We start from the raw sequence: 14,446 nt of genomic DNA on the forward strand, positions 1-14,446 counted from the left end.
CTCAGACGTGCTCGGTTTCCGCTTTCATCTCGGCGATCCGCTCCAGCGCCTCTTCGCGCGTGTTGCGGATATTGGGGCGAAACCCCTGCGTTTCGGCCCGCATGCGGATGTCCGCTTCGGTTTCAGACCCGGCGGCGTAACGGACCGAGCCCAGCGAATGCGTCTTGTTCAGCCTTTTGCCGCGCGCGGCGTATTGCACCCAGGCAGCTGGCAGAATCTGGCAGCTGTTGAGGTTGACCAGAAAGTACCATTTGCGACCGGTTGCCTCGATCCGCTCTTCGATATGGTCGTAAAATTCATTCACATCGCGCGAGTTATAAAACACGAAATGCGAAAAATCCGCCTCCATGACCTTGGTTTCGTCGTCAAAGCGGATGCGGCGCACAAAGTCGGCCAGAACATAGTTCGGATCGTACTGCACGCGCTTGCGGCGTTTGCTGGGCAACTGGGCGATTCGTTTCAGCGCTTCGTCGCGGGTGGCGAACAGATTCGGGTCGAACGATTCGGTGTTGGCCGCGCGCTTGATCTGGGCCTTGGTCTCGTCAGAAGCGTCAAAGCGAACCGATCCCATCGAATGAGACAGGTTGAGCGCCTTGCCCCGCCGGGAATAGGCCACCCACGCCTCGGGGTCGATGCGCGTACCGTTCAGGTTCACAAGGAAAAACCATTTTTCTTCACCGGTTTGCGCGATGCGTTCCTCAAGCCTGTCGTAGAACCGGTTGACCGTTTCGGTATCGTCGAAATGAAACCCGGAAAAATCGGCTTCCATCGTCTGGATTTCATCGTGAAACGTGATCCTGCGATCCAGTTCAGCGGTTTCGAATTCGGCCACGGTTGCATCCTTTCTCATGACAGCAGCATCGTTCGGTATGCAATTGCATGCAGACTTGTGCCCGTTTGTGAGTCCAATCTCAATCAGTCAAGCTGTCGCGCCTTGCGCGGCGCATGGAGGACCGTTCCATGACTCAGCATTTTGATGCGCTTGAAACGCGCTCGGCCGACCAGCGTGCTGCCGACCAGGCCAAGGCGCTGCGTATCCAGATCGAGCGGGCAAAATCCGCGCCCGGGTTTGTCGCACATCTGACTGGCGTCGATACGGATACGGTCGCCTCGATTGCCGACCTGCCAATGCTGCCCGTGCTGCGCAAATCCGACCTGACCCGGGCTCAGGCATCACGACCCCCTTTCGGCGGTTTTACGGTAAAACCAGCACGACATTTCCATCATGTGTTCCAATCGCCAGGACCGATATACGAACCCGGCGGCACCGATCACGACTGGTGGCGCATGGGTCGGTTCATTCATGCAGCAGGGGTCGGACCCGGTGATATTGTCCATAACTGCTTTGGCTACCATCTGACACCGGCTGGAATGATCTTTGAGAATGGCGCGCGTGCTGTCGGCGCTGCCGTTTTGCCAGCCGGAACCGGCCAGACGGAATTGCAGGTTACCGCCGCACGCGACGTTGGGTGCACGGCCTATGCCGGGACACCCGATTATCTGAAGGTCATTCTGGACAAGGCCGAGGAGATGGGCGTCGCGCTGAACTTCTCGAAGGCGGTTGTCGGCGGCGGAGCGTTGTTCCCCAGCCTGCGTCAGGATTATGCCGATCGTGGAATCGCATGTCTGCAATGTTACGCCACCGCGGATCTGGGCAATATCGCCTACGAAAGCCCGGCGATGGAGGGGATGATCATCGACGAGCATGTAATCGTCGAAATTGTCACGCCCGGTACTGGCACCCCGGTGGCGCCGGGCGAGGTGGGCGAGGTCGTGGTAACCACCCTCAATCCCGATTATCCGCTGATCCGGTTTGCCACCGGCGACCTGTCTGCGATCATGCCCGGCGTATCACCCTGTGGTCGTACCAATATGCGAATCAAGGGCTGGATGGGGCGCGCAGACCAAACCACCAAGATCAAGGGCATGTTCGTCCGCCCCGAACAGGTGGCCGCGCTGGTCGAAAAACATGACGAGATCGTCAAGGCCCGGGTCATCGCCGCACGACAGGGTGAGATGGATACAATGACCGTTCAGATCGAAAGCCCCTGCAGCAATGGCGATGCATATGCTAAATCAGTGGTCGAAGTTCTGAAGCTGAAGGGCGCTATTGAGGTGGTAGCCCCGGGATCCCTGCCCAAAGACGGGTTGGTGATCGAGGACCAGCGCGTCTACGAATAACGTGCCGATTGGCGTCTGCGGCAGTTTGTGCCGCAGATTTGTAAGCCTCCGCACTGGTGTTTCCGAGCAATTTGGTCGATTAAAGGCAGAACCTTCGGGATTGTCAGTCACAAGCCATGGCCGAAATCGAATACTCAGAACACGGAACGCGCAATCGTGGCGTGCTGGGCACCCGGCTGGTCGGCGGGATCGCCTATGCCGTCGCGGCGGCTTGTCTGTTGCCGATGGTGGCCGTGATCTTGGCGGCGGTAACCGGTGGGACGGATACAATATCCCACTTGTTAGAGACTGTTCTACCCGGATACATGGTGACAACAGCCATCCTTGTCATCCTGGTGTCGATCGGCACATTCTCAATCGGTGTAGGGGCCGCCTGGCTGGTCACGATGACCCGTTTTCCCGGTGTTCGGGTGCTGGAAATCGCTCTTGTGCTGCCCCTGGCCTTTCCGGCCTACGTTCTGGCCTATGCCTATACGTTCATTCTGGATCATCCCGGTATCGTGCAATCAACGCTGCGGGATGTGACCGGATGGGGTCCGCGCGATTACTGGTTCCCCGAGATCCGCTCGACCGAGGGCGCTGCATTGATGCTTGTCCTTGTTCTGTATCCTTACGTCTATCTTCTGGCCCGCGCCGCGTTCCTGCAACAAAGCGCTACGGCCTTTTTGGCCGCGCGCGCGCTGGGTAACGGCCCTTGGTCGGCCTTTTGGCGCGTCTCGCTGCCAATGGCGCGGCCTGCAATTGCGGGCGGTGTACTGTTGGCGGTGATGGAGACGATCGCCGATTTTGGCACCGTCGCCTATTTTGGCGTGCAGACGTTTGCCACCGGGATCTACACTAGCTGGTTTTCCATGGCCGACAGGGCAGCCGCCGCACAGCTTGCGCTGTGCCTGCTGGCATTTGCCCTTGTCATGGCCGTGAGTGAGCGCACGCAGCGCGGTAAGGCAAAATACTATCAGGCCGGGAAACGGCATACCGTTATGCCCGCTGCCAAGCTGAAGGGCTGGCAATCCCTTGCCGCGTTCCTGCTATGCGCAATTCCGGTTCTGTTCGGATTTCTGCTGCCAGTGGTGATCCTTGTTCAGATGGGGCTGGAATCAGAGCAAAACCTGCTGTCGCGCCGCTATGTCGGTTTTATCCAAAACTCGCTGACTTTGGCCGGAACAGCGGCCGTGTTGACGGTCTGCGCCGCCATTTCCGTTGGTTTCTATCAGCGCCTCAGACCCGGGCGCGTCTCTGCCACTGCCGCTTATCTGGCCAGGTTGGGATATGCCGTACCGGGCGGCGTGATAGCAGTGGGGTTGATCGTGCCGTTTGCCGGCTTCGACAATGCTCTGGACGCCTGGATGCGGGATAATTTCGACATCTCGACCGGCCTGCTGGTCACCGGTTCGATCTGGCTGCTGGTTGCAGCCTATATGGTCCGGTTTCTGGCCGCCGCACTGAGCGCATATGAAGGCGGGCAAAGCACAGTGCATGCCAATATGGATGCCGCAGCCCGGTCCCTGGGTCAGACGCCGTTGGGAACTTTGCGCCGGGTGCATTTGCCGATTTTGACACCATCCCTGCTGACCGCGCTGCTGATCGTATTTGTCGATGTCATGAAGGAATTGCCCGCGACCCTGATCATGCGGCCCTTCAATTTCGACACGCTGGCTGTGCAGGCGTTCCGGTTGGCCTCGGACGAACGGCTTGAGGGCGCGGCAGTCCCCTCGCTGGTCATTCTGGCCGTGGGTTTGCTGCCGGTTATTCTGATCTGCCGGCAGGTTGGACGCCGATAAAGGTGCTTCAAAAGTGCCACACCGGTTTGCTTCGGGCTTGATTCACATGCGATTTCCGGCAAGGCTGGTCTTATGAACATGCAGCCTCCCAGCCGGTTTCCCTCACAATCGGCGCAGATGCCGGTGGCCTTTGACCGGCGAGAGATGTCTCAGATCCTGTCCGTCTATGGCCGGATGGTCGCCGCCGGAGAATGGCGAGACTACGGTATTTCCAACCTGCGAGAGACAGCCGTGTTTTCAATTTTCCGAAGGTCTGCGGAACACCCGATCTATCGTGTGGAAAAGCATCCGCGCCTGCGTGTGAGGCAGGGCATGTATTCGGTGGTTGGCATGGATGGGCGCATCCTGAAACGCGGGCACGATCTGCGTGCGGTTCTTCGCGTGCTGGAACGCAAGCTTATTCGATCGGTTGACCCGGATTAGAGCCTTTTTCGGGCGGTAACCGGTCCACCGCCCTGATCGGCGATTCGGGTGATGGCCTGATCCATTGGCTCCAGCGCCACGGCCATATGGTAGGCATTGGCGTGCAACAGCAGATTATCCGCCGCAACCCAGGCGACGTGCCCTTTCCAGAATATCAGGTCACCACGTTTTACTTGGGCCCCTTCTGGAACCGGCTTACCTAACATTCGCTCCTGATCTCCGCTGTCGCCCGGGCAGGGAATGCCGCAAGCCAGCAAGCAGGTTTGCACCAACCCGGAACAGTCCAGCCCGAACCGGCTGTTGCCACCCCATAGGTAAGGCGTGCCCAAAAACAGCTCGGCGGCTGCGACCGGATCGGTCAGGCGGGAATAGGCAGGCACCGCATGAACGGCAGGTATGAACCCAAGGGAAGTTTCCAGAAATCCGCCCTTCTCCGACAATGCGCGTATTTTGCTGCCAAAACTCAGCGAGGTTTGATCCGCACTTTTCATATCGGCATGCGCGTAGGCATGTGTTGCGGCGGCCACGATCCAATGAGTCTGCGGCTCAATCTGTCCCAGCTGGTCCGAGGCCACCCATCCGGTATATCCATCCTTGTCTGCCGTGACCCTGCTGTATCCTTCGAATGTGTCGGCAATGGCCACCGTATCCCCGTACAGCAATTGCCGATCCCGCGCGCCGTCCGGGTGGCGTAACAGGTCGACGACAGGTTGGATCACGCGCATCTGGGTCACAGGTCCAAAATCTCCGGCAGGGCGGTCAGCAGGGCGCGTGGGCCTTGTCCCAGTCCGCCTTTGCTGCGCCCTGGCTCCTTGCTGCGTTGCCAGGAATAGATATCGAAATGCACATAGCGACTGTCGCCAACAAAGCGACGCAGGAACAGCGCGGCGGTGATCGATCCGGCAAAACCGCCCGAAGGCGCATTGTCCAGATCAGCGATCCCGGGTTCGATCAGTGCCTCGTAAGGGTCGTGGAACGGCATCCGCCACACGGGATCGGCAGCCTGTCGTGCCGCGCTTGCCAGAGCTGCCGCCGCCTGATCGTCATCAGTAAAGTAAGGCGCCAGATCGGCCCCCACTGCAACGCGCGCCGCACCCGTCAGCGTCGCCATCGAGACCACCAGATCCGGATCGCCTTCATGCGCCAAGGCCAACGCATCTGCCAGAACCAGGCGTCCTTCGGCATCGGTGTTGTTGATTTCAACCGTCAGACCGTTGCGCGCGGTCAGGATATCACCCGGGCGGAATGCGTTGCCCGCGACCGAATTCTCGACTGCCGGGATCAGCACCCGCAGTTGCAGCGGCAAGCGCAACGCCATGATCATTCGGGCCAGACCCAGAACATTGGCAGCCCCGCCCATATCCTTTTTCATCAGCCCCATGGCCGAAGCCGGTTTCAGATCCAATCCGCCTGTGTCGAAGCAAACTCCTTTCCCGACAAGAGTCAGCTTTGGCCCGGCGCTGCCCCAGTTCATTTCGATCAGGCGTGGCGTTTGTTCCGCCGCCCGGCCAACGGCGTGAATCATGGGGAAATTCTTCTGCAAAAGTGCCTCGCCGCTGATAACATCGCAGGAGGCTTCAAATGCGCGCGCCAGCGCCTCAGACGCTGCCTGTAGCTGAGCGGGCCCCATATCTGACGCAGGTGTATTTACCAGATCGCGGGTCAGAGTTTCGGCGTTGGCCATGACCTCGATGCGTGCCGCATCGACCCCATCCGGCGGGATCAGCCTCGCTTTGGCAGCGCTTTGCGTGGCATAGCGGTCAAACGCGTAGCCTGTCAGAAGCCAGCCCAGGCATTCCATTTGTGCGACTGCGGCGGGTAGTCCTGAAGCAATGCGATAGGTGCCCTTTGGCAACGCCTCGGCTGCCGCGGCCAGCGGAAACCGCTTTCGCGCACGTTTCGCTTCGGTGCCATATCCTGCCAGCGCGAAGTCCGGCGAACCGTCCGCTCCGGGGACCAGCAAAACCTGTCCCAGAGCACCGGAAAACCCGTTGGACACGACCCAGGACTGTACCTGCCCGGGTTGATCTTGCAGCCAGCCCTCCAAATCCGGTTGGGCAACAACGTGAAGGGCAAGGGCCGGATCGGCGGGGGAAGCAAAGGACAGGGTCATGGACGTCTCGGCTGGTTCTGTTGCGCCCAGACTATCCGCCCACACCCGGCCCGCAACCCCCGTCAAACCGAAAGATCCTGCTGATCCCAGACGGCGGTCAAAGACCGTTCTCCGACGCGGATCAGTCGACTGAGCGTAGCACTGGTGGCCACGGCATCCCCCGCATCGACCGTTTGCGCAACATCATCGGCCACGCGGGCCAATCCCGTCATTCCGACCTGATCCGAGATTGCCACCAGGGATTTGGCACATTTGCGAAGGCCCGCCCAGTCGCGCTGCCGCCAGAAGCGTTCGCAGTTTGACAGTCGCAATGCCAGTTCCTCGACAGTTCGGCACAACACGTCAATCGCATTGGTATCGCCCAACTGGCCGCACAGACCGCTCAGACGGTCCGAATCCAGGCGCACGGATTCCTTTTGTTCCAGTGTGATTATTTTATCCACCACATTCACCCCATTCAGTACGCCCCCACGGCGTGGGCCGATACTGAGGCGAATTCTCTTTGCAAATCCTTGCCCGCAAACAGGATAATGTCTCGAATTTTGTGCGAATTCGGGTTACAGCATCCATCAAACGACAAGACAGGGACTTGAAGAATGGACTTTGCCAAACCTCTGCCGACCTATCTGGTCAAACGGTATCACGGGTGGAAAGCGACAACCTATGCCGAAAATCAGGTTTGGTACAAGCGGCTGGCGACAGAAGGTCAGAGACCGCGGGCAATGGTCATTTCGTGCTGCGACAGCAGGGTGCACGTGACTTCGATGTTTGGCGCGGATCAGGGCGATTTTTTTATTCATCGCAACATCGCCAACCTCGTGCCGCCGTATCAGCCGGATGGTGATCTTCACGGTACCAGCGCAGCCATCGAATATGCCGTCACCGCTTTGAAAGTGGCGCATCTGATCGTACTGGGCCATTCCCAATGCGGCGGCGTTCAGGGATGCATAGACATGTGCAAGGGCAACGCGCCGCAGCTTGAAGCCAAGGACAGCTTTGTCGGTCGATGGATGGGTATCCTCAAGCCGAAATTCGAACTGGTCGCTGATGTGGAAGACAGCGCGGAACAGGCAAGGCAGTTTGAACGGCAGGCTGTTGTGGCTTCGTTGGAAAACCTGATGACTTTCCCTTTCATCGAGACGGCGGTCAAAGACGGTACGCTAAGCCTGCACGGCCTGTGGACCGATATCGGCGAAGGCGGTCTGGAATGCTATGACCCCAAGGATAAGGTGTTCACCGCGATCTGATGATGTGGTGCGGAACAGTGCTCTGATTTCGCGCCATTTTTTGATAAGCTGACGACATCCAATCGGGAGTCGGAGCGTATCATGAGATTGATTAAACGAATATTCGTAGCGTTACTGATTGTCATCGTGACGCTGGTCGGCATTTCCTACCTGCTGCCGGGCAAGGCAGAAGTATCCCGCAGCATCACGATCAATGCACCGGCTGAGGCGGTTTTCCCATACGTGAACTCGATGCAGGAAACCGAGAAGTGGTCGCCCTGGCTGTCACGCGATCCGGAAACCAAACTGGCCTATAGCGGCCCGGAGGCCGGGGTCGGGAACACGCTGAATTGGAGCTCGGAGCATCCGCAAGTTGGTTCGGGGTCGCAGGAAATCGTCGAAAGCGTCGAAAACCAGATCGTGAAAACAGCGCTTGATTTCGGCCCCATGGGTACGGCGACGGCGTCATTTGTTCTGCAACCAGAGGGATCGGAAACGAAGGTCACCTGGGGGTTCGAATCCGATCTGGGCCTGAACCCCATGTCGCGCTGGATGGGGTTGATGATGGATGATTGGGTCGGCGGAGACTATGAGCGGGGATTGGACAACCTGAAGTCTCTGGTCGAGAACGCAAGTTAGTCGTCATCGCACGTTGCGGTTCGGAACCGTTTATTGAAGCTGGAAACGGGCGAGTTTGCCCAAGTGATCAGACCCTAAATAGGGCCGCAGCTCGACCGTTCCCGTCGTACCTTTGGGAAACAGGAGATTGTCGATCGATAAGGGCAAAGTCCAGCTGCCCAGCGAATGCGTGTTCTCGGCGGTCCCGAACACCTCGTTACCTGCTGCCGCGCCGATCCGGCTTACGCTGGCACCCCACGGTACCATGTTGAAATCGCCGCCGATCAGAACCGGCCCGTCGAGTTCTGCAATACGCGCAGCGATTTTGCTGCTTTGTTCGGATTGATCGAACGGGAATGGCCAATTCAAATGAACCGAAACGGCCCAGACCGGGTTACCATCCGGCGTGACAACCTGAACACCGGTGACCCCATAACCGGGCATGCAGAATTCAGACCCTTCGACAATTGGCAATCGCGTCAGGACCGCCACGTCCTGATACGGGCGAAAGGTACAGAACACCTTGGTTGGATAGTGGTCGTACATGTTGCTCATGAATTTGCGGTTATGAGCGGACACTTCCTGCAAGGTCACGATTTCCGCATCTGATGCGATGATGTCGTCAGCCAGCGTGTTGCGGGGCCAGGCTCGGCTCATGAGGTTCTTCTGATACAGCGTCAGGCAGGCTCCGTTGCAATCGTCCACGGGCGCCGAAAACCCCGCCGCGATTGAGCCGATGGCAATGGTGGCAGAGGCCAGGGCAGTCAGGGCAAGATACTTGGACCGCATGAGCAAGAGAATGAGCGCAAAGACCAGAAGCAGGACACCGGCCTGCGGTCGCAACAGTGCAATCGAGTCCCCGGCGGCAAAATAATGTCCGGTGAACCCAAAAACAACCAGCCCGATCAGGATGGCCGCGCATCCTCGGATCAGGGTTCGCCCCAGCCTTTTGTTGGTCAGAACCTGCATACTCTGCCTCGATTGCCGCGCCGGGAAGGCTGAGCGCGGCCAGCGCTGTCGCGCCATTGGGAATAGTCATTTGTCAGGTGGCAAGCCCAACCGGCTTTGTCAACATGCGCCCTCATTCCGAGGGACCTGGATTCTCTTCGGCGTTTAGTTGCTTGGGCAACACAAAGGCTTGAACAACGCGCCCAACGTCCCCGAGCGAGGGGCGGGCTATCGGGACTCCGTCTTGTATTTTCAATGCTATGGGATTCAGTATCAGCAACGTCTCGCGGACAATTGTCGAAAGGTCGCTTCGGAATGGGTTCGAGGTTCTACGATCGGGCTTATTTACCGACTGCCGCACAATGCGTTTGTCACAAAAAACCCCGCCTGAGACGGCGGGGCCTGTTGTCCGGGGCGGTCGTTGTGCAAAAACTCAACCCTTTTTCAGAACCTCGCGGCCCAGCAGCTCGGCAATCTGTACCGCGTTCAAGGCGGCACCCTTGCGCAGGTTATCGGAAACGCACCACAGGTTGATGCCGTTTTCCACCGTCGAATCCTGACGGATGCGGCTGATGAAGGTGGCGAAATCGCCTGCACATTCTACAGGCGAGACGTAGCCACCGGCCTCGCGTTTGTCGATCACCATGATGCCCGGAGCCTCGCGCAGGATGTCGCGGGCTTCGTCTTCGTCCAGGAATTCCTCGAACTCGATATTCACGGCCTCGGAATGACCGACGAACACCGGAACGCGAACGCAGGTGGCTGTGACCTTGATCGACGGATCGACGATCTTCTTGGTTTCGACAACCATCTTCCACTCTTCCTTGGTCGAGCCGTCTTCCATGAAGACGTCGATCTGCGGAATGACGTTGAAGGCGATCTGTTTCTGGAACTTCTTCGGCTCAACTTCGGTCGTCGGGTTGTAGATGGCCTTTGTCTGATCCCACAGCTCATCCATCCCTTCTTTGCCTGCGCCCGAGACCGACTGATAGGTCGACACGACAACGCGCTTGATTTTGGCGCGGTCATGCAGCGGCTTCAGCGCGACAACCATCTGCGCGGTCGAGCAGTTGGGGTTGGCGATGATGTTCTTGTTCTTGTAGTCGTGGATCGCCTGCGGGTTGCATTCCGGTACAATCAGCGGAATGTCCGGGTCATAGCGATAGAGCGACGAGTTATCGATGACCACACAACCCGCCGCGGCCGCCTTGGGGCCATAGGTCTTGGTTGCGTCCGAGCCGATGGCGAACAGGGCCATGTCCCAGCCGGTGAAGTCGAAGGTGTCGATGTCCTGGGTCGTCAGTGTCTTGTCGCCAAAGCTGACTTCTGTTCCCAGCGAACGACGGCTTGCCAGTGCGGCAATTTCATCGACCGGGAACTGGCGTTCCGCCAGGATGTTCAGCATTTCGCGGCCCACGTTACCCGTGGCGCCGGCGACAACGACGCGATAGCCCATTTCATGTCTCCAAAGTTAAGGACGCGCGTTCATAGCCGCGTTGCAGCAAAGAAAAAAGGGGATTCTGGGCAATAATATTGCGATGACGGCGAATTGAGGCAATTTCCTTCGCTCAGCTTTCGTCCAGCAGAGAACGGTAGACTTTGACGATCTCTTCGGCCTCGCGCTCGATTCGAAAGTTTTCTTCAACATGGCGACGGGCGGCAATTCCGGCAGTGGCCATGTTCGCCGGATCTGTCAGCATCTCTGTCAGAGCCTCGGCCAGCGCGGCGGCGTTGTCTTTTTCCACCAGACGCCCGGTAACACCGTCCTGAATCTGTGCGCTGAACGCGCCGACACCGTGGCAGGCAATGGCGGGAACACCAGAGGCCATCGCCTCAAGCGGTGTCAGTCCGAACCCCTCGTGACGCGCGGGCGCAACGAACAGGTCCAGAGCCCGATAGATTTCGACGATCTCTTCCCACGGGCGTTCGCCCAGAAAACTGACGCGATCGGCCAATCCGGCCTGTTTCAGCTTGTCTTCCTGCTCGTGTTGAAAGGATTCGAACTCTTTTGTTGCGTTGCCCGTGAATATGATCTTCGCGTCCGGAAACGAAGGAAGTACCTTGATCGCGGCATCCACCAGCAGGTCGACGCCCTTCTGCGGACGAATACGCCCGAAACAGCCGATCAGAACGCCCGAGGGCAATCCAAGCTTCTCGCGCAGCGCTGCCTTGTCGTCGCTTGGGTGAAAGATCTCTGTGTTCACGCCGTGCATGATTACCGTGGAGGGCCGTTCGAGGAATGATGCGGCCTGCGGTGTCGTCGCGATCACCGCGTCCATTCTTGCGATAAGGCTTTTTGTGAAACCGGAATGATTGCGCTGGGCGGCCGAGGTAAATAGCAGCCTGTAGTTCCGCCGCAGTACAGTCCGCAGAAAAAGCCCCATCAGCATTTCCGTGTTCCGGCGGGCGTGCCAGACCATGGGCTTACGGTTCGGCAGAAACAGCGTCTTCCACAAACGGACATGCGGAATATCGCGCGGAAGGCCGGGACCGGTGGCGCGAATGCCGATCATTTTCGCCTGGATTGGAAGAAGTCGGATAACGGTCGTGGTGACGCCAGAGAGGCTGTGTTTCAGGTTCGGCGCGAGAACCTCGATTTCCTGCATTGCGCTCTCCTGTCGGATGTTCCTGACCAAAGTCAGTCCATGCTGTCGCGGCTGAACAGATAGATGATGCAGCCAATACTCAAGGTGACGGCAAAGAAGCCGAAAATCGCTGTGTAGGGCGCAGTCGGGCTGATGTCCATCGCCGTCGCGTGAATGCGCCCGGTTGCGAATTGCGCCAGCCCGACACCGCCCACACCGAACAGGTTCAACAGGGTCACGCCGCGCCCGACCAGATGCGGCGGAAAGAAGGCCCGGCCGTGGGCCATGATCACCGGGAAAGCGGCCCCTGTGAATCCGATTACCGCCAGCAACAGGACCGACAACCAGGCCGCGCTGCTGATCCACACACACATAAGCACCAGCGCCAGTAAACTCAGAACATTTCCACCAAGGACGACCCATTTTCGCGTCCTCAGGATGCGGTCCAGCGGACCATAGGCAAAGGTTCCCGCGATCATCGCGGCGCCCATCACAAGTGTCGCCTGTCCGACCTGCGATGTATCAAGTTCAAAGACGTCACGCAGGTATGGGCCCGCCCACAATCCACGCAGCGCGCCGGACGGGGCATACGCGACCAGCATCAAGGGTAGAATCGTCCACATGGCGGGCTCTTTCAGCAGATCGAACAAAGACCCTTTGTGCTCGGTCTCGATCCGCTTAGGGTCATGGACGGTGAACCAGATGCCGATAGCGATGATGGCCGAGGTAACCGCCAACCCCAGCAACGTCGCCCGCCAGCCAACCCACTCAACCGCAAGCGCGGTGGGGTAGGACGCAACCAGATTGCCGACCGAGCCGACGCCCAGCATCACGGCAGCCAATGTTGCGAATTTTGCCGGCGGATACTCGCGCGCAAAGATAAAATACGAGGCCATCAAAACCGGCGAGCACCCGATTCCGATAAGCGCCATGGCAACGCTGACATGGGCGGGGCTGGTCGCCACTGCGAACAGGCCGGCGCCTCCGGCACCTCCGATCAGCAGCAGGGCGGCCGAGCTGCGCCGGGGTCCGAATTGGTCCAGCGCCCAGCCGACCGGAATCTGCATGGCCGCAAATACAAGAAACCAAAGGCCCGAGGCAAATGCCAGATCTTCGGGCGTAGCACCAATGTCGCGTCCCAGATCGGCCGTGAGGACGGCCAGAAAGGCGCGGAAGAACTGGCTGAGGACATACGCCAGGCATAAAATCACCAACCCTGCCTGCATCCCTGTCCTCCTCGGCGGGATGCTTGACATGTCCCGATGCCTTGCACAAGAGCCCGCGCTCTGCTGCAAACAGCGGAAACCTAATGCAAATGGGCTATTTCTACCGAAGGTTTATTTGTATTGAGGATGGTAATGGCGACCACCGACACTGATTTTTATTCTTCTGTTCCAATTTCGGACAACTTTCTTCGCCTCAGCGACCCGGCGGAATTCACGCCTCTGCCGGACGACTGGATCGTCGGCGTGGCCGATATCGTCGATTCAACGGGGGAAATCGAACGTGGACGCTACAAGACCGTGAACATGGTCGGTGCGGCCGTGATATCGGGAATGATCAACGGGCTGGGCGGTCGGGATTTTCCTTATGTCTTTGGCGGTGATGGAGCGGCGTTTGCGGTTCCACAGGCGGATGAAGACATCGCGCGTGAAACATTGGCGCGATTGCGCAGTTGGGCGGAGACGGAATTCGCCATCTCTCTGCGTGCAGCCATCGTTGACGTGTCGGAAATCAGAAAAGCGGGTCGCGATCTGCGTGTGGCCCGTCATGCGCCATCGTCCGGGGTGGACTATGCGATGTTTTCCGGCGGCGGTCTTGCCTGGGCAGAAAAGCAGATGAAAGCCGGCAATTATGTCGTGGCTGCTGCCGATCCGAAAGCGCAGCCGGATCTTACAGGTTTGTCCTGCCGCTGGTCCAACAGCCAGGCGCAGAATGGTCAGATCGTTTCACTGGTAATTCAGTCTACATCAGACTCTAACGATCACGATTTCGCTGCATTGACCCGGTCTGTGCTGTCGATGTCCGAGGGGCTGGAAAGGGCCGGGCATCCGGTTCCGGCTGAGGGCCCGCCGATGAAATGGCCGCCGCCCGGCATCGATCTTGATGCGCATGTTTCCCGGGCCGGGCGCAATCTGTTCCTGCAAAAACTGATTTTGCTGGGCGGGAACCTGATGATCGCTTTGTTGTTCAAAACCGGCATCCGGTTGGGGGAATTCGAGCCGGCAAGGTATCGTTACATGGTCAGCCGCAACGCGGATTTCCGAAAGTTCGATGACGGGCTCAAGATGACGCTGGACTGCGATGCGGCGACACTTGCCCGTATCACCCGGATGCTGGATGAGGCGCAGGCTGGCGGGAAAATCCGATATGGTCTGCATGCTCAGCAAGAGGCGATGATGACCTGCTTTGTTCCCTCGGCCATGCGGGACGATCATGTGCATTTCGTTGATGGAGCCTCGGGGGGCTACGCGCAGGCCGCAGCGTCGATGCGAATGCGGAAAGCGTCTGACACGTAAAAACAGGGCAGAATCAACGACTGGTTGCAAGGCTCGGAGATTTCGGCGAAAA

The 14,446-nt window shown here is 58.6% G+C and carries 14 protein-coding genes; 6 read left to right on the forward strand and 8 right to left on the reverse strand.

What is annotated here, in order from left to right; all coding sequences use genetic code 11:
• Window position 1 precedes the first annotated feature (1 nt).
• On the reverse strand, window positions 2–850 hold the full coding sequence (locus tag AC2TEL_RS05420; RefSeq protein WP_480902412.1) for a hypothetical protein: 849 nt from the start codon (window positions 848–850) through the stop codon (window positions 2–4).
• 110 nt (window positions 851–960) lie between these two features.
• Here AC2TEL_RS05420 and AC2TEL_RS05425 point away from each other — a divergent pair, with 110 nt between their 5' ends.
• The 3 genes from AC2TEL_RS05425 (at window position 961) to AC2TEL_RS05435 (ending at window position 4,385) form a co-directional block, all read left to right on the forward strand.
• Entirely contained in the window at window positions 961–2,181 is a 1,221-nt protein-coding gene (locus tag AC2TEL_RS05425; protein WP_480861989.1) for a phenylacetate--CoA ligase family protein, read from the forward strand.
• A 116-nt stretch (window positions 2,182–2,297) separates the two neighbouring features.
• Complete coding sequence (locus tag AC2TEL_RS05430) at window positions 2,298–3,962, forward strand: ABC transporter permease (RefSeq protein ID WP_480861990.1); 1,665 nt, start codon at window positions 2,298–2,300, stop codon at window positions 3,960–3,962.
• A 72-nt stretch (window positions 3,963–4,034) separates the two neighbouring features.
• Entirely contained in the window at window positions 4,035–4,385 is a 351-nt protein-coding gene (locus AC2TEL_RS05435) for a DUF2794 domain-containing protein (RefSeq protein ID WP_480838752.1), read from the forward strand.
• Here AC2TEL_RS05435 and AC2TEL_RS05440 read toward each other — a convergent pair.
• The 3 genes from AC2TEL_RS05440 to AC2TEL_RS05450 form a co-directional block, all read right to left on the reverse strand.
• Window positions 4,382–5,119, reverse strand: coding sequence for a C40 family peptidase (locus tag AC2TEL_RS05440; protein WP_480861991.1), 738 nt, complete (start codon window positions 5,117–5,119; stop codon window positions 4,382–4,384). The genes AC2TEL_RS05435 and AC2TEL_RS05440 overlap by 4 nt on opposite strands.
• Window positions 5,116–6,498, reverse strand: a complete 1,383-nt coding sequence (locus AC2TEL_RS05445; protein WP_480902414.1) for a leucyl aminopeptidase family protein — start codon at window positions 6,496–6,498, stop codon at window positions 5,116–5,118. The genes AC2TEL_RS05440 and AC2TEL_RS05445 overlap by 4 nt, the downstream gene beginning before the upstream one ends.
• Window positions 6,499–6,560: 62 nt before the next feature.
• A complete protein-coding gene (locus AC2TEL_RS05450) occupies window positions 6,561–6,950 on the reverse strand; it encodes a hypothetical protein (RefSeq protein WP_480902416.1) in 390 nt (129 codons plus the stop codon).
• 144 nt (window positions 6,951–7,094) lie between these two features.
• On the opposite strand from AC2TEL_RS05450, the gene AC2TEL_RS05455 reads away from it, so the two are divergent.
• Window positions 7,095–7,745, forward strand: coding sequence for a carbonic anhydrase (locus AC2TEL_RS05455; RefSeq protein ID WP_480902418.1), 651 nt, complete (start codon window positions 7,095–7,097; stop codon window positions 7,743–7,745).
• Between the two features lie 81 nt (window positions 7,746–7,826).
• Window positions 7,827–8,363, forward strand: a complete 537-nt coding sequence (locus AC2TEL_RS05460) for an SRPBCC family protein (protein WP_480902421.1) — start codon at window positions 7,827–7,829, stop codon at window positions 8,361–8,363.
• Between the two features lie 30 nt (window positions 8,364–8,393).
• Here AC2TEL_RS05460 and AC2TEL_RS05465 read toward each other — a convergent pair whose 3' ends face one another.
• The 4 genes from AC2TEL_RS05465 to AC2TEL_RS05480 form a co-directional block, all read right to left on the reverse strand.
• Complete coding sequence (locus AC2TEL_RS05465) at window positions 8,394–9,311, reverse strand: endonuclease/exonuclease/phosphatase family protein (RefSeq protein ID WP_480902422.1); 918 nt, start codon at window positions 9,309–9,311, stop codon at window positions 8,394–8,396.
• Window positions 9,312–9,723: 412 nt separating this feature from the next.
• Complete coding sequence (locus AC2TEL_RS05470) at window positions 9,724–10,746, reverse strand: aspartate-semialdehyde dehydrogenase (RefSeq protein WP_480902423.1); 1,023 nt, start codon at window positions 10,744–10,746, stop codon at window positions 9,724–9,726.
• Window positions 10,747–10,858: 112 nt separating this feature from the next.
• On the reverse strand, window positions 10,859–11,896 hold the full coding sequence (locus AC2TEL_RS05475; protein WP_480902424.1) for a glycosyltransferase family 4 protein: 1,038 nt from the start codon (window positions 11,894–11,896) through the stop codon (window positions 10,859–10,861).
• A gap of 32 nt (window positions 11,897–11,928) precedes the next feature.
• Window positions 11,929–13,101: an MFS transporter gene (locus AC2TEL_RS05480; protein ID WP_480902426.1), complete on the reverse strand. Its 1,173-nt coding sequence runs from the start codon at window positions 13,099–13,101 to the stop codon at window positions 11,929–11,931.
• A 132-nt stretch (window positions 13,102–13,233) separates the two neighbouring features.
• Here AC2TEL_RS05480 and AC2TEL_RS05485 point away from each other — a divergent pair, with 132 nt between their 5' ends.
• Entirely contained in the window at window positions 13,234–14,394 is a 1,161-nt protein-coding gene (locus AC2TEL_RS05485; RefSeq protein WP_480902428.1) for a DUF3095 domain-containing protein, read from the forward strand.
• The last annotated feature ends 52 nt before the right edge of the window (window positions 14,395–14,446 follow it).

Source organism: Ruegeria sp. HKCCD9138 (genome assembly GCF_057220975.1).